Raw genomic sequence first — 21,172 nt, 5'->3', positions numbered from 1 at the left:
TTTTACTTATTAATATCAACTTTTAAATCTGGAATTTTAACAAGCTCAATAGTTGTTGAGGCAAAAAGAACTTTGCCTTTTGTGGCTTCAAAAGCTTTTCTTATGCTGTCTTGTAATTCATTTTTTGTAAACCTACGCTTTTTGTAATCTACTATATATCTTAAGTTAAACAGAATCCAATTATCGGTTAAAGAAATAGCTAGAGTAGGTTCTACCTGCGCATCTTCAATATAATATTTATTAACCACTTCTTTCCATTTTGCTCTGGAGTTAACTGTGTATTCAGATAAGGCCTTTGAAGCAATATCAATCACTAAAGACTTAGCCAATTCTATATCTGAACCGTATTTTATTGGTAGATTAAACTCGTCCCAAATAAAAGGAAAATCCTGAGAGTAGTTATAGATAGGTCCTTTAAAAACAAAGGCATTACTTAATTTTACAATTCGTCCACTATAATTATCGCTAGAAACCCATTGGCCAATTTCCATCATGGTGGTGTACATGCTATCTACGTCTATAACATCTCCTTTTATGCCATTAATTTCAATTCTATCTCCTGGTTTATAAACATTAACAACATAAATATAGACAGAGCCCGCAATACTTAGAATTAACTCTTGAAGTGTAAAAGCAATTCCAGCAGAAAATAACCCAATAGCTAAGGTAAGATCTTTAATGTTTCCTGTAACATATGAAAAAGATAAAATGACTAACAACACGTAGCCTATAAACTCTATAGTTTTTTGCGATTTATATCGCGCAGTTGTATCTTGAATATTCTTTCTTAAAAAACGTCTTAATAGTTGAATAACAAGAAGTACGACAGCAACCATCAATACAAACTGTAATATGCTGTAAATTGTAGGGTTTTCTAAAATCAAATTTTTAAATTGATTCATAGGTGTTTAATGGATTATATTTTTTTTAGTTCCATTTCTAATCTTGCAAGAATAATAAGTTCCGACTTATTCTTACCCGAAAAACTAGCTGCTATGGCATGAGCTGTTTTAATTATTAATTTTTTAATAATTGGTGAAAAAAAATGTGCTTGCTCGTTTTTATATGTTACAAACTCTTTAAAAAGTGCTTCACTATTTAAGTTGTTTTGAGCATTAAGCCAATCGAAAACTACTTCAATCTGGAAAGCAGCATCTGTTTGAAAGGCATCTTCGCTTTCATCAACTGGCAACCATTCCTCTCTAATAATTTCTTTTAACTTATTCACTTCAGAAAGTTCCACAACTCCATCGGCTGCAGCTACAGCGTAAAATAGTTTTCCAAGAACTTCGTAAAAAGATACGTTTAGACTGTTTTTGCTTTTCATAATACTAAGTTGTTGATTATAAAACAATTTAAAGATAGAAAAATAGATATGAAATGATATTGCTCAGACTCAGGATTTAACTAAAATCTAACATTTGTTTAAGTGTAATTACAAGTTGTTTCTATAAAAATTAAGTAACTTTAAAATTTAAATTTTATTTCGCAATTTTATATGCTAAAGAGTAATCAAGATGTTTTTGAAATTCTTTCAGAAGCCATTTCCGAAGGAATTGTTATAGTGGATGCAAATCAAGATATTGTTGCTTTAAACTCAACAGCTGAAACTATCTTTGGTTATCCCAAAGGAGAGCTTTTGGGACAACCATTAAACACGTTGATTCCTGTTCATTTCCATGAAAATCACGGGAAATATTTTAATAAGTTTTTTAATCACGGCAAAAAGCGCTCCATGGGTGAAGATAGAATTCTTCATGGACTTAAAAAAGATGGCAGTACTTTTCCTATAGAAGTTGGACTTAATCCATTTACAATAGAAGGGGAAGCTTATGTTATGGCATTAGTTATTGATATTTCTACACGCTTAGATATAGAAAAATCTTTGCATATAAAAAGTCAGGCTTTGCAGTTTGCCAGCAACGGGATTGTTATTACAGATGCCCTGCAAAAAGATCATCCTATTATTTATGCTAATACCGCTTTTGAGAAGCTTTCGGGTTATTCTCAAGAAGAAATTTTAAATCAGAATTGTAGGTTTTTGCAAGCCCATGATAAGGATCAAAAAAATATAAAGAAATTAAAAACTGCTTTAAAAAAGGGGAATAGTTGCCAAACTATTTTACGTAATTACAGAAAAGATGGCAGTATGTTTTGGAACGAATTGAGTATAACTCCCATTAAAAATAACTTAGGGGTTATAACTCATTTTGTGGGAATTCAAAATGATGTTACTGAACGTAAGCTTGCAAAAGAAAACCAGGCGCATTTAGCTACTATATTAGACGAATCTTTAAATGAAATTTATGTTTTCGACTCGGAGTCGTTAAGGTTTTTAAATGCGAATTATGGTGCTTTAAAAAACTTAGATTATACATTAGAAGAGTTAAAAGCTATAACTCCGGTAGATATTAAACCCGATTTTAATCTACAAGATTTTCAAAAACAAATTGATGCTTTGTTAAGAGGAAAGGTAGATAAATTAGAGTTTGAGACCAGACATATAAGAAAAAATGGTTCAATTTATCCAGTAGAGGTCCATTTACAAATGTCTAATTTTGAAGACAAAGAGGTGTTTGTTGCAGTAATTCTGGATATTACAGAAAGAAAAAAACAAGACTTATTTAAATCTAAGCAAAACCATATTTTAGAATCTATTGTTTTGGATGTGCCTTTACAAACAATTCTAAACGATGTAGTTTGTTTAATTGAAGAACAATCTCAAGATGTTTTTATCTCATTATTATTGTTGAATGAAGACAAGCAAACCTTGCAAACCTTGGTAGCTCCAAATATACCAGATAGTTATGGTAGGAGTTTAGAGGAGTTGCTTGGTAACGAATTTGTTGATGCAAATAAGGTTGTAAGTTTTTTGAAAAAAGAAATTGTTGTCTCAGATATAGAAAATAACGACTTATGGAAAGACTACAAACATTTGGTTTTGCCTTTAGGGTTAAAATCCTGTTGGACCATTCCTATTGTGTCTTCTAAAAATAGTGTTTTAGGTGTTTTTGCTATTTACCGAAAAGAGAAACAAGATTTTAGCGATTTAAACAAACAGGTGCTTGACGTTGGAAATAAGTTAGCCGGAATTGCTATTGAAAAGCATTTAACCAATAGTTATATTGAAAACACTCAAAAACAGCTTGAAAATTATGCAAAAGACCTAAAAGAGCAGGTAGAAGAGCAGACTCACGAATTACAAGAAGCTCTTAAAAATGAAAAAGAACTTAACGAGCTGAAAACTAAATTTTTATCCTTGGTCTCTCACGAGTTTAAAACACCTTTAAGTGGAATTTTAACTTCAGCCATGTTATTAAAAAAATATACACTAGAAGATCAGCAGGACAAACGTGATAAACACATAAATACCATTAGCAATATTGTAAATAATTTGAATAATATTTTAAACGATTTTCTTTCGGTAGAAAAATTGGAATCTGGAAGAGTTAGTTATCAGTTCAAAACATTTAAGCTAAGTAAGGTGTTAAATGAGGTTGTTTACAATTCGAATATGTTGTTAAAAGATGGGCAGAAAATTAAATATCCAGAAAATATTGACGAGTTGTCAATGCTTCAAGACGAACGGGTGTTAGATCTTACCTTGTCTAATATTATTCATAATGCCATTAAATATTCTCCAGAAAATTCTAATATTGCTATAGAAGTTACCCAAGATGAGCTTGTAACCGTATTCCAAATTAGAGATGAAGGTGTAGGGATTCCAAAAGACGATCAGAAAAATATTTTTAATCGTTATTTTAGGGCAGAAAATGTACTTACCACTCAGGGAACTGGAATTGGATTAAATATTGTAAAAAGCCATATTGAGAATCTGGGAGGAACCATTTCGTTTACAAGCAAACAAAATATTGGCAGTATCTTTACCATTACTTTGCCAAATAGACCATTAAGTGAAACACCCATTAATTTCTAATTGAATAGAAAATTAGCATCGTTTCCTGATGTATTAAAACACTAAAAATAAACTAATGAAAACCATCTTATTAATTGAAGACGATATTGTTTTAAGAGAAAACACAGCAGAGTTGTTGGAGTTGTCTAACTATAAAGTTCTCACAGCCCCAAATGGCAGTGTGGGAGTGGGCGTAGCAAAGAAAAGTCTTCCAGACATTATTGTTTGCGATATTATGATGCCAGAATTAGATGGTTATGGCGTGTTAGAAGCCTTGTCGAAACATCAAGAAACTAAAAATATTCCTTTTATTTATTTGTCGGCAAAAACCGAACAACAAGATGTTAGAAAAGGAATGAATTTAGGGGCAGATGATTATCTCACCAAACCCTATAATGAAACCGATTTAATAAGTGCTATTGAAAGCAGATTGGCAAAAGCTTCAATTTTAAAGGAATCTAATAATGCAAGTAATCCTTCTGACACCGAAAATAATGAATTAAGAACATTAAACGATCTTAAAAATTTCTTAGATGACAATGGTGAAACAGTACATTACTCTGAAGGCGATAGTATCTATAAAGAAGGCGATCATTCTAATACCATTTATTTAATTAGTAGCGGTATAGTAAAATGCCATAAGTTAGACGAAAAAGGAAAAGAATTAATTACGGCACTTTACAAAGAGGACGACTTGTTTGGTTATACTTCTTTTATTCAAAATATACCTTATCAAGAATCTGCAACAGCTATTAAAAACAGTACTTTGGTAAGTGTTTCTAAAGTTGTATTGAAAGAAGTTTTAATTAAAAATCATGAAGTAGCTATAGAACTAATGGAGTTGCTTACAGATAATCTTTTTAATGTAAAAAATCAATTGTTGCAAATGGCTTATGGATCTGTCAACCAAAAAACAGCGCAGACCATTATTAAATTCTCCGAAAGACTTAACAGAAAACCTGGTGATGCCATTAGAATCTCTCGAAGCGACTTGGCCAGTGTGGCAGGTATTGCCACCGAAACACTAATTAGAACTATGACTCTTTTTAAAAAGCAAGGCCTGATTGAAATTGAAGGTAGAAACATAAAAATTCTGGATTTAGAACGGTTAAAAGAAATTTACTAGGTAGCATCTTATTGGCAATATGATGGATATCATTTTATTCCGAGTTCTCTAGACTTACATTTGATTTTTAAGTAAATGTGAAATGAAAAATGTTTTATTGCCAACAGATTTTTCTGAAAACTCGTGGAATGCTATTAAATATGCTATAGATTTTCATGAGGGAACTGCCTGTAATTTTTTCTTATTACATGTTACTAGATTAAGTCATTTACTGTTATATGAAGTGCCTTATTTGCCAACTCAGGAAGTTGTAGAAAATGTTTATACCAAGACTGGAAAAATAAAACTGCTTGAATTACAAAAACGGATTGTAGCTGAAACATCTTCTAATACCAAACATAAATTTTATACCCTAACAGATCATAATTTTTTAGTTCAATCTATTAGAGACCACGTAAAAAAGAAAAACATAGAACTTATTGTCCTTGGAACAAAAGGTGCTTCTGGTCTTAAAAAAGCCATTGTTGGTAGCAACACTGGAGACGTAATAACTAAAGTAGCTTGTACCACTTTAATTGTTCCTGAAAATGCGAGGTATAAAAAAATAAAAGAATTAGCATTTCCAACAGATTTTGCTTTACAATACAACCTCAATACTTTAGAGCCTATTTTAAAGATAATCCAAAAAAACAATGCATCGCTTAGAGTGGTTCACATAAGTAAAAGTACAAGTCAATTAAATCGCGATCAAATAAAACACAAAGAATTATTAGAAGATTATTTTCAAGCATATACACATAGTTTTCATTTCTTGACCAATAAAAATATAGAAGCAGCCGTTCAAGGTTTTGTTGAAAGCAGAGATGTTGAAATGATTACTATGGTTGCGAAAAATTTAAATTATTTTCAGCAGATTTTATTTCATTCAAAAGTAGAAGAAATCAGTTACCATATAGATATTCCTTTTTTAGTGCTTCATAATTAATTGTACTTAAAGCTATTTTTTAGTTTAAAACCTTGATTTCTGTTTGTTCGACTGCTTGTTTCTTTGTAAATTATCATATAATTAAAGTCTAGGAGCTTTCTGTTTTAGTTTTATAATGGGAAGCAAAAATTATTCACTTATATAAAAACAACATCTATGGACATGTCTATTTTCTTAGCTAAATTTTGGGGTTGGTATTTAATCCTGTTTTTTGTGGTATTAAGTTTTAATCCCAGACGAATTAAACAAATATTTAAAGACTTGCACGACGAAAAATTTCTAATAGTCACTTCGTCTATTGCTGTTATAGTTGGTTTACTCAATATCTTGATTCATAATGTTTGGGAGTTTAGCTGGAAGTTAATTCCAACACTAATTGGCTGGTTCGCTTTATTTGAAGGAGCAGCCTTGTTTACCTTTCCAAGACAAACGGTTACAAGACTCAATTATATAAATGTAAAATATGTTCAAGTAATTTATATGCTTTTATTTTTAGTAGGAATTTTTCTTTTAAACATAGCATATAATATTGTGCCATATTAATCTTTTGAAAATGAATTATCTAAACTGATATATGTCATTTTAAAATATTAAAGTATATGCTAATTTAGCATCTAGAGATAGTATGGATAATTTTGTTATTGATGTGTCAAAAAAAAAGTTTAAAAGTGAAAGAGGAATCATTTTTAGACAACATGCTATTAATTAGAAAAGCCAAAAAGATAATCTTTTTGGCTTTTTTTTTTGTAAACTGATAAATATCATTTAAAACAATCGTATAGTTCCTTATTTTTGAAGTATAAATTTAGTGTTTATATAGTTAAAGGTTTAAGTGGTTATTTGTTTTAGAACAATAACCGAACAAGAGTTCTAGAGTTATTATTAATTCAATTTATAGGTCTTTTATAATAGAAAGATGGATTAATGTTTATAGAAAAGATTAATAAGAACTAGAAGAACTTAAAAAAAGCGAGAAAGAAGATACTTTCTCGCTTTTTGTTTTTTATAGGCTTGTTAATCTCTTGTTAATGTGATATATGTCATAGTTTAAATTCTAACAATCTTCTAACTTTATGTATTATAATCATTTTTGCAATTTCTAACTATGAGAAAAATATTAATACCTACAGACTTTTCATTAAATGCCATGAACGCTATAAAATATGCTTTAGAGCTTTTTAAATACGAGATTGGTCAATTTTATATCTTACATGCTTATCAAGATGAAATCTATAATAATAAGACCTTAGAGAATCGAGAGGATTTAGATATGGTTACAAAAAGCATCTATGAAAAATCACTTAAAAACTTGGAAAAAGTTCTTCAAGAAATTCAAGAGTTGTCGCCTAACCCAAGACATGAATATCATATAGTTTCATCTAACAACTTATTGGTTGAAGCTGCTAACGATATTGTGGAGAAAGAGAATATAGATGTAGTTGTTATGGGAACTAGAGGAGAAACCGATGATAAGAAAATAACCTTCGGAAGTCATACTTTGCAAGTCTTAAAGTATGTTTCATGTCCTGTTTTGGCCATACCAGCCAACTATATTTACACGCAACCAAAACATATACTTTTTCCAACTAATTTTATGATTCCATATAAAAGAAGAGAGTTAAAGTTGCTTTGCGATATCGCTGCTCCATATAGAGCTATTATAGATTTATTATACGTCTCTAGAGGCGAGAAACTGTCTTTAAGACAAGAAGATAACTTAGAGTTTTTAAAGGGTACAGTCTGTAAAAATCAAATAGAGGTGGTTATGAAAAAAGAGACTAATATTTTAAATACCATTAATGAGTATATAGAAACACATGAAATAGATATGTTAGTTATGGTTAATTCTAGGCATTCATTTTTAGAAAATATTTTATATCCATCAACTATTTCTAAGTTAAGTTTAAATCTTGATATTCCATTTTTGGCTTTACAGAATATAAAACGTAGTTAATTATCATAATCTGCATCTGCAGATAACTCAAAAACATTCATATTATGAAAAAAATACTCTTACCAACAGATTTTTCAGAAAATTCGTGGAATGCTATTTCATATGCACTTCAATTATTTAAAGACGAAGAGTGTACTTTTTATTTGTTAAATACATACACGCCTATTGTATACCACATGGAGTATGTGATGATGAGTGCTTCGCAAATTGGTTTGGAAGATGTTGTAAAACAGCAAGCTTTAAAAAGCATAGAAGGTTTTGAAAAAAGGATTGAAGAGCATTACAAAAATCCTAAGCATTCTTTTAAAAGCCAAGTGGTGTTTAATACTTTGACTCTAGAGGTTGAAGAACAAGTTAAAGAGAACCAAATAGACTATGTAGTTATGGGAACTAAGGGAGCTACCGGAGCAAAAGAAGTATTGTTTGGTTCTAATACGGTTCATATTTTTAAACAGGCAAAATGTCCTGTTTTAGCCATACCTGATAGTTTTGAGTTTGAAAAGCCAAGTCATATCTTATTCCCAACAGATTATGAAATTGACTATTCTAATAAACAAGTAAAACCATTGGTCGAGTTGTCTAAAAAACATCAAGCAAAGATTAATATTTTAAACGTGTCTTATGGTAGAGATTTAACTTCAGATCAAGAAACAAATAAAGCGGCCTTGTCTACATTCCTAAAAGATCTGAAACACGAGTTTTTTAGTGTAAAAAATCAAGAAATAACTAAGGCAATTAGCGATTTTCAATCTAAAACACCGGCCGATCTGTTAATTATGATTAATAATAAGCACTCATTTTTTGAAAACTTATTTTTCAAATCCACAATTAACCAGATCGGATTTCATCTAAATATTCCTTTTTTAGTTGTTCCTTCAAAAAGCTAAAAAAAGACTAATTAAGGGGTTTTAATTTTTTCGAATAACTATAATAATTAACTTATGGACCCTAATATTGAAATTATTAAAACATCTGGAGAAAAGGTTGAGTTTTCGTTAGAAAAGTTACGCGCATCATTAAACCATTCTGGAGCAGGGAAAGAATTAGTAGATCAAATAGTAGATAGAGTTTGCGACGAACTATATCAAGGTATCTCAACCAAAGAAATATATAATAGAGCCTTTGCTTTACTAAAAAAGAAAAGTGGTTTTTTTGCTTCTAAATACAAATTGAAAAAAGCTATTTACGAACTGGGACCAACCGGCTTTCCTTTTGAAAACTTTATAGCTGCTATTTTTAAATATTCAGGTTATAATGTTGAGATTGGTAAAATATTACAAGGTCATTGTGTTACTCACGAAATAGATGTCCTAGCTAGTAAAAACAACGAAATGACTATTGTAGAATGTAAATTCTATGGCGAAGAAGGTAGAAATTGCAATGTAAAAACACCTCTTTATATAGCGGCAAGATTTAAAGATGTTAAAACTCATTGGGATAGTAAATCACATAAAATTAATTTAAATAAAGGATGTGTTGTAACCAATACACGGTTTACTAAAGATGCCATAAAATACGGAAACTGCATTGGTCTAGAACTATTGAGTTGGGACTACCCAAAGAACGATGGTTTAAAAGACAAAATAGATAGACTAGGCTTGTATCCAATTACAGTTTCGACCTTACTTACTAAAAGAGAAAAGCAATTCTTATTGAGTAGAGATATAGTTTTATGTAGAGATTTAATTGGAGATTCTTTTTTTCTAGACCATTTAGGAGTTTCTGAAATTAGAAAAGAAAAAATCTTTAAAGAGATTAAACAACTTTGTAATAATTAAGCCATGGACAACTCTGTTAAAATACATTTTTTAGGTGCCTCTGGAGTAGTTACAGGTTCTAAGTTTATAATAGAAACTTCGCAACAGAATATCATGATAGATTGCGGAATGTTTCAAGGCCTTAAAGAATTAAGAGAGTTAAACTGGGAAAATCTTACGGTTGAGGTTAAAAATATAGATGTAGTTCTTTTAACCCACGGACATTTGGATCATGTTGGGTATTTGCCAAGATTAGTTAAACAAGGATTTCAAGGTAAAATAATTGGTACAGCTCCAACCTTAGCTATTGCAGAGATTATTTTAAAAGATAGCGCTAAAATCCATGAGGAAGAAGCTAAAAAGGCGAACGAAGAAAACTACACAAAACACAAGCCAGCCCTGCCTTTTTATAGTATTCGTGAAGCAGAAAATACGCTGAGATTGTTTGAAATGAAACAAGTAGGAAAATGGATAAAGTTAACAGAAGATATATCTTATAGATTTCAATACAACGGACATATTATTGGAGCTACTTTTATAGAATTAGATGTTTTTAAGAAACGTTTTGTGTTTTCAGGAGATATTGGAAGAACCGAAGATTATTTATTGGATAGACCTCAAAAACCCGAATGGGCAGATTATTTATTTATAGAAAGCACTTATGGAGATAAGTTGCACCCAGAGGAAGATGTAGAAACTATTTTGTCTGATATTATATCAGAAACCATTCATAAAAAGGGCAATTTAATTATTCCTAGTTTTGCTGTAGAGAGACTTCAAACCTTGATGTTTATACTTTGGAAATTATATAAAAAAAATAGAATACCAAATATTCCTATTTTTGTAGATAGTCCTATGGGAAATAATGTGCTTGATGTATTTAAATATTTTCCAGAATGGCACAAGCTTTCAAGTGAAGAATATAGAGCAATGTGCAATCATTTTAATATTATTCAGTCTTATAAAGAAACCTGGGAAACTATAGACGATAAACGTTCTAAAATTGTTATTGCAGGAAGTGGTATGGTAACAGGAGGACGAGTTTTAACATATCTACAGCAATTAATAGACAAGTTGTCTACAACAGTTTTGTTAGTAGGTTATATGGCTGAAGGTACCCGAGGCAGGAATTTATTGGAAGGAGCACATGAAATTAGGTTTTATGGAAAATATTATCCCGTAAAAGCTAAAGTAAAACATCTAGAGAGCTTATCTGCACATGCAGACCAGAAGGATTTGTTAGACTGGATGGGAGAAATTAAAAATATTCCAGAAAAAGTTTATTTAATACATGGAGAACCCAATGCTTTAGATGCTTTTAAATTGAAAATTAAAGACAGATATAATTGGAACGTATGTATTCCAAAACTTCTAGAGGAAGAAACCTTATACCTCTAGTATAAATTTATTTTATTATGCAAACACATCAAGAATATAAAAGTTTTAATACCGAAAAATCTATAGATGAGCTACAGTACAATATGCGTTGCTATGTTGAAGATCTTCGGTCTTTAAAAGAAGAATTAGGTTTTATGAGTTTTTTGGTTAACTCTAATATTTATAAGTCGAATATGATGGATCTTTTTGAGAATCTAGAACGTCATAAAAAGTCAATTAATCAATATAATAATAAATGCGAATTATTAATAATTGAAGCTAATTTACAAGCTAATCAAATTACTCAAAAGATTGAATGCGATGAGCTAGCTTGTGATAATTACTTTATTGATGCGCAAAATAATTTAGAGAAGGATATTCATGATTTTATTATACAGAGTGGAATATTAAAGTCAGAAATATTTAACTATTTGCAAAGTGTAATCAAAACAGTTTAGTAGATATCCTGCAACTTATAGTCTTAACACGCTTAACTGATAGATATCATTTTTAAAATAGATTCTTGTTCATAAATTGCACTTGATTTAAGAGTTTCTTTAAAGGATACATAGTACCTAAAAAAAGAAGTGATATAGAATAAATTGAAAATAAGTTATAAAGCTTTAGACTGCCTGGTTTTTTTAAAATTAGTAACCTTATAAAATGAAGCTTAATCCAACCCATATTGTTAGTTAGAAATTAAATAAAGGATTAAGTTGAAATAATTTTAACAAAATGTCGGGCAGTCTTTTTTATTAATTCTTATGAAATATTAGTAAAGGAACCTTTAAATCCTGACTTAATTTTTTTGTAGAAGACGTATTGAAGAAACGTTCAAATGCTGTTTTTTTCTTGACAAACAAAGTCATTAGATCAATGTCGTGCATCTGTAAATATGTATCTACTGCATAATGTAATGGTACATTCCTAACCAAATGGTAACGGTATAATCCACTTTTAATAGTAGCCTTTAAACTATCTTTATCTTCTTTCTCAATATTCGACTTCTTATTTCTTTCGTTTAGACGAAGTATATGTAAAGACAATTCAGGTTGTTCAAGAAAATTATTAAGTTTCGAGAAAGCTTCGCTCTCCAAAGAATCAGACATTTCTAAAGGAAGAAATATGTTTTTTGGTTGCTTATATAATGCATCTATAGGTATAACCAAAGTTGTGCAATCCACTTTTCTAATCACATTAATAGTATTACTACCAAAAATAACTTCTTTTGCTCCAGTAGCACCACTAGCTCCCATAACAATTAAATCTATCTCTTTTTTCTCTACAATTTGATTTATAGAATATGTAAGAGTTTCGTAATCTACAATAGATTCAAACGTGGCATTCTTATATTTGGACTCTACTTTTAATTTATTTATAAACCTATCTAATTTAAGTTTTGCCTGTTTTACTAAAGAGTCATAAATACTTTTATCTCCGCCAGCTATTAGGTCACTAGTTGTATAAACCGATTTTGTTGGAATATGTAAAATATAAAACTTGCATTTTTGATTATTAAATTGCTCTAGAGCATAATATATGGCGTTTTTGGCATTTTTTGAAAAGTCTGTAAGTAATAAAATATGTTTCATCTGTTTGTCTTTAATTCTTAATTAGAAAATCTCAATAGTAGTTTTACCTGTACTTTAATATAAATGTTGAGGTAAATTAGTCGCATTTATAAAACTAAAATTATTAGAAAATAACTGAATCAGCTATGATATTAGTCATTTTTAAACAAAAAAAAGACCCTCAAGTTATTTGAGAGTCTTCTATCTGGATGAAATACTTTATTTAGTTATCTCCTTTTACTGCATTAGCAGCGTCATTTGCGGCTTTCTCAGTTGCATCGGCAGCATCGTTAGCAGCTTTTTCAGTTGCATCAGCAGCATCATTAATTGCTTTTTCAGTTGCATTAGCAGCGTTATCAATAGCTTCACCTGTTGCATCAGCAGCGTTATCGATAGCATTTCCAGCCTCGTCAATCGCTTCTTCAGTCGCTTCCATTGCGTCGTTTGCAGCGTCTTCTGCATCGTTAGCAGCATCTTCTGCAGCATCTTGAGCGTCGTCAGCAGCATCTTCCATTGCATCAGCAGCATTTTCCATTGCTTCAGAAGCGCTTCCTTCTTTTGTGTCTCTACAAGAAGTAAACGTTAAACTTAAGCATAATACTACTACAGTACTTAATAATAATTTTTTCATTAGTTAAAGTTTTAGTGTTAAAAATTAATGCCACGAATTTAATAACTTATTTTTTAACTTTTATAAGTTTTGTTAACATTTTTTAACATAAATTATTTTAATTGGACACTAATCGTATTATTTACGTAAGTAAGACATGATTTGGATTACGGCTCCCCGATTATTTTTAATATAATCTAAGTTGTTTTGACCAGAAGAAGCTCTTAATTCATTGTTATTTATAAGCTTATCAAGGTTTTCAAATATTTCTTTTTTTGATTTAAAAGAAAACATTCCATTGTTTTTTATCATGGCTTTTGCTTCTGGAAAGTTGTTAAAATGTTCTCCTATTATAATTGGAACACCAAAAACAGCGGGTTCAAGTGTATTGTGTAAGCCGGTTTTTCCAACGGCTCCACCTACATAAGCAATATCTGCATAGTTATAGACCTTAGTTAAAAGACCAATAGTGTCTAAGATAAGGACTTGATTTTTAGAAATATCAGTTTCATCTTTTTCTGTAAAAAGAACAGTTTTTTTATTAATAGACTGTTTTAGTTTTTGTATTTGTACTGTTTTTATATTGTGGGGTGCAATAATAAATTTTACAGTATCTGTTTTTAAGGAATTGATATAATCTACCAAAAATATTTCGTCTTCGGGCCAAGTACTTCCTGCTACCACACAAAGCTTGTCGCTTTTAAACTCTGCAATAAAATCTAACGTATTATCCTGCTCTAATTGGCTATAAACACGATCGAATCTAGTATCTCCAGAAACGCCTACATTTGTATAACCAATTTGATTAAGTAATATTTTAGATTCTTGATCTTGGGTAAAAATATGCTGAAAAGCAAACAAAGCCTTTTTCATAAAACCTCCATACCACTTAAAATAAATCTGATTTTCCCTCAACAAAGCAGAAATCAAAATAGCTTTTAATTGTCGCTTCTTAAGTTCGTTTAAAATATTTGGCCAAATATCATACTTAACAAAAACAGTTAATTCCGGATGTACTAGATCCAAAAACTGTTTTGCATTGGCTTTGGTATCCAAAGGAAGGTATGCCACAACATCTGCAATCTCCGTGTTTTTTCTAATTTCGTAACCCGAGGGGGAGAAGAAGGTCAAAACTATTTTGTGATTTGGATGCTCGTTTTTTAATTCTTTAAAAACGGGAAGGCCTTGCTCATATTCGCCTAAAGAAGCACAATGAAACCATAAGGTTTTATCAGCTGAAGAAATTGTAGTTTCTAAGACGCTAAAGGTTTTTTTTCTTCCAAGAACCCCAAGTTTTATTTTATGGTTGAACATTGAAATTAGTTTCAATATCACTTGGCTTAGGTGCATTCCTATATTATAAATCTGTTGCAATTTTAAATCTTTCTTGCTAAAATACACTTCTTTGATAAAATTTCATTGCTTAACGTTTACTAATTTCGTAATTTCGTAGGGTATGAAAAAAATTCAAATGGTTGACCTAAAAGGTCAGTATAAGTCTATAAAAGATGATGTTAACCCTGCCATTCTTGAGGTAATAGAGAACACATCTTTCATTAATGGACCAAAGGTTCATGAGTTTCAAAAAAATCTAGAAAATTATTTAGGTGTCAGGCACGTAATTCCTTGTGCTAATGGTACAGATGCTTTGCAAATAGCCATGATGGGCTTGGGGTTAAAGCCAGGAGATGAGGTTATAACGGCCGATTTTACTTTTGCTGCAACCGTGGAAGTTATTGCTTTATTGCAATTAACTCCAGTTTTGGTAGATGTAAATCCAGACGACTTTAATATAGATGTTGAAGCCATAAAAAAAGCTATTACGCCTAAAACAAAAGCCATTGTTCCTGTGCATTTATTTGGACAATGTGCTAATATGGAGGCAATAATGAAGATTGCTAAAGAGCATAATTTATATGTTATAGAAGATAATGCCCAAGCTATTGGAGCAACATATACGTATAGCAATGGTAAAAAAGCCAAGGCTGGAACTATAGGACATGTGGCATCAACTTCTTTTTTCCCTTCTAAAAACTTAGGATGCTATGGAGATGGAGGTGCTATTTTTACTAATGATGACGACTTAGCTCATACCATTAGAGGGATTGTAAATCATGGAATGTACGAACGTTATCATCATGATGTGGTAGGCGTGAATTCCAGATTAGACTCCATTCAAGCTGCTGTTTTAGATATTAAATTAAAGAAGCTGGATAGCTATAATAAAGCAAGAAGAGAAGCTGCAAACAAATACAACGAAGCCTTTAAAAATATAGATAAAATTTCTACACCTTACGAGTATGGAACGCCGGACAATCATGTGTTTCATCAATATACATTAAAATTAAAAGGTGTTGACAGAGATGGACTTGTTAAGTTTTTAAATGAAAATAACACCCCTTGCGGCGTTTATTATCCAATTCCACTTCACAAACAAAAAGCTTATAAAGATTCCCGTTATAACGAAGCAGATTTTGTAGTTACAAACCAATTAGTAAAAGATGTTATTTCTTTGCCAATGCATACCGAATTGGATGATGAGCAAATTGAGTTTATTGCATCTAAAATTATAGAATATATTAATGGCTAAAATTTTAGTTACAGGAGGCCTTGGTTTTATAGGATCTCATACTGTTGTAGAACTTCAAAATAGAGGTTTTGAAGTAATAATTATCGATAACCTTTCAAACTCTTCTATAGAGGTATTAGATGGAATAATTGCTATTACAGGAATAAAACCTGAATTTTTAAATCTAGATTTAAAAGAAAAAAACTTAGTTCAGGAGTTTTTTAATAATCACAGTAATATTGATGGTGTAATTCATTTTGCTGCGAGTAAAGCAGTAGGAGAAAGTGTTAATCAACCTCTAATGTATTATGAAAACAATATAAATACCTTGGTTTATTTGCTTCAAGAATACAATAAATTAGAAATTTCAAACTTTATATTTAGTTCGTCTTGCACCGTTTATGGAGAGCCGGATATGTTACCCATTAATGAAACGGCGCCTATAAAGCCTGCTTTATCACCTTATGGTAACAGCAAGCAGATAGGAGAGGAGATTATTCAGGATTTATGTAAGGTAAGTAATAACTTTAATGCCATTTCTTTAAGATATTTTAATCCTATTGGAGCTCATGAGTCTGCTTTTATTGGCGAGTTACCACTTGGTGTACCACAAAATTTAATTCCTTTTATTACTCAAACGGCTATTGGAAAAAGGGAGCAGCTTGCTGTTTTTGGAGACGATTATCCAACAGCAGATGGCACTTGTATTCGAGATTATATTCACGTAGTAGATTTAGCTCAAGCGCATGTTATTGCTTTAACCAGATTGCTAAATAAAAAGAATAAATTCAATTATGAAGTCTTTAATTTAGGAACAGGAACTGGTAGCTCTGTATTAGAAGTAATTCATGCTTTTGAACGTGTTTCTAATAAAAAATTAAATTATAGAATTGCCGAAAGAAGAGAAGGAGATGTTATTTCTGTTTATGCCGATACTAAAAAAGCAAATAAGGAACTAGGTTGGATCTCCAAATTAACTCTAGATGACGCTATGAAATCGGCTTGGAAATGGGAGCAAAAGATAATTAAATCTTAAAATTAAGAATTCTTTAACAAACAACCATATCAAATGTCAATCTGTTAAAAATATAGCCTGTTAATTATCAGATTAAAAATAATGTATTGATTAACAGTGATTTAACCAATTAGATTTGGATTTATGTAAGTAAAGCCGTTACTTTGTACGAAATGATAATGGAAAATATGAAATTGATTACAGTACAAAGAGAAACAATTGAAGAGAAAAGGTATACACCTAAAATGGGAGAGCTACTTACAAAAGTAACTTATATTAAGAAAGCTTTTTTAAGTATTCCAATTAAAACAATTCACAAATATCGAGAAACCTATTACGGTGAAGTTAAAGATTGCGAAGCTTGCAATCTAGCAAGATAAAAAAATTAAAGCCTCTTAAAAAGAGGCTTTTTTTTATGCTTTTTTTATGTTTTTATCCTTTTTAAATCCAGCAAATAAAAGAAGTCCAAGTCCTAGCATGACTGACATGTCTGCGAAATTAAAAATACCTGTTCTAAACACGCCTCCCAAATCTATATGGAAGAAATCTGTTACAGAGCCATAAACTATTCTATCGTAAACATTAGCGATTCCTCCACCAATTATACAGCAGAATCCAATTAAAGACATTCTGTCTAAATCTTTGTTTGAAATAATATGATATGTAACGTATCCTAATACAAGAATAGGTAAAGCTAATAGAAAAATAAGCCTTAATGTTGGATTTAAGTCACTCCCCATTCCAAGAAAAGCACCAGTATTTTCCACATTATGTAATGTGAATAGATTTCCAATTATTGGTGTTTCGCTTCCTGGAGTAACATAAAGTCTAGTTAAAACTTTAGTAATTTGATCTAGAGCAATATTAAATACAATAAGAAGAACAATAAATGTATTACGAGATAATTTCATTAAGCTTCTTTTGAGTAGGTTGCAGAAGCTGTTTGCGCTTCTTTATTTATTTTCTTTACTAAGCCTTGTAAAACTTTTCCTGGACCAACTTCAGTGAACAAAGTAGCTCCATCTGCAATCATTTGTTGAACAGATTGGGTCCATTTTACGGGAGCTGTTAATTGGGAAATTAAATTGCTTTTTATGGCCACAGCATCTAAGACAGCAGAAGCCGTTACATTTTGATAAATTGGACAATTTGGTTTGTTGAAAAACGTGTTTTCTATAGCTGCAGCTAATTCTTCACGAGCTGGTTCCATTAAAGGCGAATGAAAAGCTCCCCCAACAGGAAGAACTAGAGCACGTCTGGCACCTGCTTCTTTTAAATCTTCACAGGCTTTATTTATGGCGTCTACTTCGCCAGAAATAACTAATTGTCCTGGGCAGTTATAATTTGCAGGAACAACAATACCATCTGTATTAGCACATATTTTTTCAACTATATTATCTTCTAAACCTAAAACGGCAGCCATGGTACTTGGTTGTATTTCGCAAGCTTTTTGCATGGCAAGAGCACGTTTAGAAACAAGTTTTAAACCATCTTCAAAAGTTAAAGTCCCATTTGCAACCAATGCAGAAAACTCTCCTAGCGAATGTCCTGCAACCATCTCTGGTTTAAAACCTTCACCAAGAATTTTTGCTAGAATTACAGAATGTAAAAAGATAGCAGGTTGAGTAACTTTGGTTTCCTTTAGGTCTTCTGCTGAGCCTTGAAACATGACATCAGTTATTGAAAAACCTAAAATATCGTTAGCTTGCTCAAATAATTCTTGTGCCTCAGATGAGCCTTCGTAAAGATCTAATCCCATTCCTGAGAATTGTGCGCCTTGGCCTGGAAATATATATGCGTTCATGTGTTTTAGTTTTAATGTGGCAAAAATAGGAATTTATTATTAGTTTTCACTGGCAGTTTTTAGTATTCAGTTGACGCTACATGAGTAACGAAAAAGCTTACTGACATGCAGCCTCAGCACAACGTTCTCCATCCATAGCAGCAGAAACAATGCCTCCAGCATATCCGCCACCTTCTCCACAAGGAAATAAGCCTTCTATTTCCGGATGTTCTAAATGTTCATTTCTAGGAACACTAACAGGAGATGAAGTTCTACTTTCTACACCAATTATATTGGCTTCAGAAGTATAATATCCTTTCATTTTTTCTCCGAAAGCTTTAAAACCTTGACGTAAATTTCCACCAATAAGTTTAGGTAAAAGCGAATGTAAGGGTGATGAATTTATTCCCGGTTGATAGGAGGTAGAGTTTAAATCTGATGATAATCTCCCTTCAACAAAATCGGTTAATCTTTGAGCTGGAGCAGTTTGTGTTCGCCCTCCGGCAGTAAATGCTAATCGTTCTAAATCTTTCTGATATTCTAAACCTTTAAGAACGCCAAAATGTTCGTATTTAGGGAAATCTCTATCCACATTTAATTCTACAACAATTCCTGAATTAGCAAATTGGTTGTTTCGTTTTGAGGGCGACATGCCATTTACAACTACTTCGCCATTAGCAGTAGCAGCAGGAACTATAAAACCTCCGGGACACATGCAAAAGGAATAGACACCTCTGTTATTTACTTGTTGGACCAAACTATATGAAGCAGCAGGAAGTAGTTCGTGTCTGTCTCCAGAACAATGGTATTGGATGGAATCTATAATATGCTGTGGATGTTCTACGCGAACTCCCATGGCAAACGACTTTGGTTCTAAAGCAATTTTTTTGTTATACAGGAGGTAGTAAATATCTCGCGCCGAATGTCCAGTAGCTAGAATGACACGATTAGCTGATAATTCTTCACCATTTAATAATTGAATGGCTTGGATTTTTTTGTTTTTAATTTTTAAATCGCTTACACGAGCTTCAAAATGCACTTCACCACCGTATTTTATAATAGTTTCACGAATATTGGTGACTACCTTTGGAAGTTTATTCGTGCCAATATGTGGATGTGCATCAACTAAAATCTGTTCTGTAGCTCCATGATATACCAAGTTTTCAAAAATACGTCTAACATCTCCACGTTTTAAACTTCTAGTGTATAGTTTTCCATCGCTGTAGGTCCCAGCACCACCTTCGCCAAAGCAATAATTAGAATCTTCGTTTACAAAATGATCTTGATTTATGGCTTTTAAATCGCGTCGTCTGTCTTGCACATTTTTGCCACGTTCTAAGACAATAGGTTTAAATCCTAACTCAATACAGCGCAAGGCAGCATACATTCCTGCCGGTCCAAAACCAATAATATGTATAGGTTTGGCTTTGGAAACATCTTTATAATTAAATGTGTATTCGGAAGTTTCCGGAACAGGCTCGTTAATATAAACGGCTAGTTTGTAATTTAAAATTATTTTTGGTTTTCGCGCGTCAATAGATTTACGAAGTACTTTTACACCAAAGATTTTGTCTTTGGTTATGCCTAGTTTTTCGGCAGATTTTACTAGAAGAATATTCGGAATTTCTTCCTCTTTTAAACTAATACGTAGCTGAAGCTCTTTTATCATGGGGTAAAATTACAGAAAAATAGAAGATGAGTTTAAATTAGTAAGTGTTTAGTTTGTAATAGTTAAGAGCAAATAAACAATTTTCTATCTAACTGGAGTTATTATATATTCTCTTTTTTGCCAAAGAAACTTATTGTTTGTTTATTAGATATTAGCTTTTTAGTATAATCTGAAACGGAATCGGATGTTAAATCAGGGCTTTTAATTTGATACGACTTCAGTGATTTATTTTTTTGAGGTGCAATAAGTATGGTCTTTCCAAAGCTTAAATCAAAAATCCTTGAATTTATGATTGCATAAGCATTATTTTCAGCTGTTTGAAATGCTAAATAGTCAATTCTATTATTTTTTGTTTTTATAAATCCTTGTCCTAAATAATCAGGATGGTTTCTTGAGATGGCAATACTTTTATTTAAATTATAATTTTCATTATCAATAGTGTCGGTTAAAACAAGAACTTGAAAAAACACCTCGTCTTTCATTCCATCTAATCTGTTTTTATTTAAACGATTTTCACCAACAAAAAAACAGTTCATTAAAATTTTTTTATCCTTAATTTTAAATTCTTCACTTCTGTTTCCCAAACCTTTAAAGCTTGCTTCACCTATTAAGTTGTATTTAGGTTCTGGGAAGACTCCAATTTCAAAAGGACCAAAGTCTCCAATTTCAATCATTTTTATGTCGTTATTAAACATTTCCCTATCCCAAGAAGTTGAGTCATTTCTGTTTTTTAAGAGTTGTTCTCTTTGTTGAAGATTCCATTGTTTGCTGTTAGATTTACTTTCAGAAGATTTATTAGAACAGCTATATATAGTTAATAGAATGGCTAATATTAATAATGTTTTTTTCATAAAACTTAATCCTATCAATTATATTCTCGTCTTCAAATTTCAGTGCGAA

Annotated in this window: 21 protein-coding genes; 12 read left to right on the top strand and 9 right to left on the bottom strand. The window is 31.3% G+C overall.

Translation table 11 applies throughout. From position 1 onward, the window contains the following. Positions 1 to 2: 2 nt before the first annotated feature. Together OS188_RS01995 and OS188_RS01990 are read right to left on the bottom strand one after the other, a co-directional pair. Positions 3 to 902: a mechanosensitive ion channel family protein gene (locus tag OS188_RS01995; protein WP_267147141.1), complete on the bottom strand. Its 900-nt coding sequence runs from the start codon at positions 900 to 902 to the stop codon at positions 3 to 5. A gap of 14 nt (positions 903 to 916) precedes the next feature. Beyond that, entirely contained in the window at positions 917 to 1,327 is a 411-nt protein-coding gene (locus OS188_RS01990; RefSeq protein ID WP_267147140.1) for a hypothetical protein, read from the bottom strand. 171 nt (positions 1,328 to 1,498) lie between these two features. Here OS188_RS01990 and OS188_RS01985 point away from each other — a divergent pair, with 171 nt between their 5' ends. The 9 genes from OS188_RS01985 to OS188_RS01945 all read left to right on the top strand — a co-directional run bounded on the left by OS188_RS01985 (position 1,499) and on the right by OS188_RS01945 (position 11,513). Continuing rightward, positions 1,499 to 3,937, top strand: coding sequence for a PAS domain S-box protein (locus tag OS188_RS01985; protein ID WP_267147139.1), 2,439 nt, complete (start codon positions 1,499 to 1,501; stop codon positions 3,935 to 3,937). Positions 3,938 to 3,992: 55 nt separating this feature from the next. Continuing rightward, entirely contained in the window at positions 3,993 to 5,042 is a 1,050-nt protein-coding gene (locus OS188_RS01980; RefSeq protein ID WP_267147138.1) for a response regulator, read from the top strand. An 82-nt stretch (positions 5,043 to 5,124) separates the two neighbouring features. Further along, positions 5,125 to 5,967, top strand: a complete 843-nt coding sequence (locus tag OS188_RS01975) for a universal stress protein (protein ID WP_267147137.1) — start codon at positions 5,125 to 5,127, stop codon at positions 5,965 to 5,967. A 162-nt stretch (positions 5,968 to 6,129) separates the two neighbouring features. Further along, on the top strand, positions 6,130 to 6,510 hold the full coding sequence (locus OS188_RS01970) for a hypothetical protein (RefSeq protein WP_267147136.1): 381 nt from the start codon (positions 6,130 to 6,132) through the stop codon (positions 6,508 to 6,510). A 562-nt stretch (positions 6,511 to 7,072) separates the two neighbouring features. Beyond that, on the top strand, positions 7,073 to 7,921 hold the full coding sequence (locus tag OS188_RS01965) for a universal stress protein (RefSeq protein WP_267147135.1): 849 nt from the start codon (positions 7,073 to 7,075) through the stop codon (positions 7,919 to 7,921). A 44-nt stretch (positions 7,922 to 7,965) separates the two neighbouring features. Continuing rightward, entirely contained in the window at positions 7,966 to 8,808 is an 843-nt protein-coding gene (locus OS188_RS01960; RefSeq protein WP_267147134.1) for a universal stress protein, read from the top strand. 54 nt (positions 8,809 to 8,862) lie between these two features. Beyond that, the gene (locus OS188_RS01955; RefSeq protein ID WP_267147133.1) at positions 8,863 to 9,699 is read left to right on the top strand and encodes an ATP cone domain-containing protein; all 837 of its coding nucleotides are present in this window, start codon (positions 8,863 to 8,865) and stop codon (positions 9,697 to 9,699) included. Between the two features lie 3 nt (positions 9,700 to 9,702). Next, on the top strand, positions 9,703 to 11,076 hold the full coding sequence (locus tag OS188_RS01950) for an MBL fold metallo-hydrolase RNA specificity domain-containing protein (protein ID WP_267147132.1): 1,374 nt from the start codon (positions 9,703 to 9,705) through the stop codon (positions 11,074 to 11,076). Positions 11,077 to 11,093: 17 nt separating this feature from the next. After that, positions 11,094 to 11,513: a hypothetical protein gene (locus tag OS188_RS01945; protein WP_267147131.1), complete on the top strand. Its 420-nt coding sequence runs from the start codon at positions 11,094 to 11,096 to the stop codon at positions 11,511 to 11,513. 297 nt (positions 11,514 to 11,810) lie between these two features. On the opposite strand, the gene OS188_RS01940 is transcribed toward OS188_RS01945, so the two are convergent. The 3 genes from OS188_RS01940 to OS188_RS01930 form a co-directional block, all read right to left on the bottom strand. Next, the gene (locus tag OS188_RS01940) at positions 11,811 to 12,647 is read right to left on the bottom strand and encodes a universal stress protein (RefSeq protein ID WP_267147130.1); all 837 of its coding nucleotides are present in this window, start codon (positions 12,645 to 12,647) and stop codon (positions 11,811 to 11,813) included. 202 nt (positions 12,648 to 12,849) lie between these two features. Then, a complete protein-coding gene (locus OS188_RS01935) occupies positions 12,850 to 13,257 on the bottom strand; it encodes a hypothetical protein (protein ID WP_267147129.1) in 408 nt (135 codons plus the stop codon). Between the two features lie 117 nt (positions 13,258 to 13,374). Continuing rightward, the gene (locus tag OS188_RS01930) at positions 13,375 to 14,550 is read right to left on the bottom strand and encodes a 3-deoxy-D-manno-octulosonic acid transferase (RefSeq protein ID WP_267147128.1); all 1,176 of its coding nucleotides are present in this window, start codon (positions 14,548 to 14,550) and stop codon (positions 13,375 to 13,377) included. 142 nt (positions 14,551 to 14,692) lie between these two features. On the opposite strand from OS188_RS01930, the gene OS188_RS01925 reads away from it, so the two are divergent. The 3 genes from OS188_RS01925 to OS188_RS01915 all read left to right on the top strand — a co-directional run bounded on the left by OS188_RS01925 (position 14,693) and on the right by OS188_RS01915 (position 17,200). Further along, positions 14,693 to 15,826 carry a DegT/DnrJ/EryC1/StrS family aminotransferase gene (locus tag OS188_RS01925; protein WP_267147127.1) on the top strand — a complete coding sequence of 378 codons (1,134 nt, stop codon included), beginning with the start codon at positions 14,693 to 14,695 and terminating at the stop codon, positions 15,824 to 15,826. Then, positions 15,819 to 16,841 (top strand): UDP-glucose 4-epimerase GalE, encoded by a 1,023-nt coding sequence (galE, locus tag OS188_RS01920; protein WP_267147126.1) that lies wholly within the window; start codon positions 15,819 to 15,821, stop codon positions 16,839 to 16,841. Before OS188_RS01925 ends, galE begins: the two co-directional genes overlap by 8 nt. A 167-nt stretch (positions 16,842 to 17,008) precedes the next feature. Then, a complete protein-coding gene (locus OS188_RS01915; RefSeq protein ID WP_267147125.1) occupies positions 17,009 to 17,200 on the top strand; it encodes a hypothetical protein in 192 nt (63 codons plus the stop codon). Positions 17,201 to 17,233: 33 nt separating this feature from the next. Here OS188_RS01915 and lspA read toward each other — a convergent pair whose 3' ends face one another. The 4 genes from lspA to OS188_RS01895 form a co-directional block, all read right to left on the bottom strand. Beyond that, on the bottom strand, positions 17,234 to 17,731 hold the full coding sequence (gene lspA, locus OS188_RS01910) for a signal peptidase II (protein ID WP_267147124.1): 498 nt from the start codon (positions 17,729 to 17,731) through the stop codon (positions 17,234 to 17,236). Beyond that, complete coding sequence (gene fabD / locus OS188_RS01905) at positions 17,731 to 18,624, bottom strand: ACP S-malonyltransferase (protein ID WP_267147123.1); 894 nt, start codon at positions 18,622 to 18,624, stop codon at positions 17,731 to 17,733. Before fabD ends, lspA begins: the two co-directional genes overlap by 1 nt. Positions 18,625 to 18,721: 97 nt before the next feature. Beyond that, the gene (locus OS188_RS01900) at positions 18,722 to 20,272 is read right to left on the bottom strand and encodes an NAD(P)/FAD-dependent oxidoreductase (protein ID WP_267147122.1); all 1,551 of its coding nucleotides are present in this window, start codon (positions 20,270 to 20,272) and stop codon (positions 18,722 to 18,724) included. Positions 20,273 to 20,373: 101 nt separating this feature from the next. Further along, complete coding sequence (locus OS188_RS01895) at positions 20,374 to 21,123, bottom strand: hypothetical protein (protein WP_267147121.1); 750 nt, start codon at positions 21,121 to 21,123, stop codon at positions 20,374 to 20,376. Positions 21,124 to 21,172: the final 49 nt, after the last annotated feature.

This window comes from Xanthomarina sp. F1114 (assembly GCF_026410255.1).
Lineage (GTDB): Bacteria > Bacteroidota > Bacteroidia > Flavobacteriales > Flavobacteriaceae > Xanthomarina.
The sequence above is the reverse complement of the archived record's forward strand: the minus strand, read 5'-3'. Positions and strand labels throughout refer to the sequence as shown.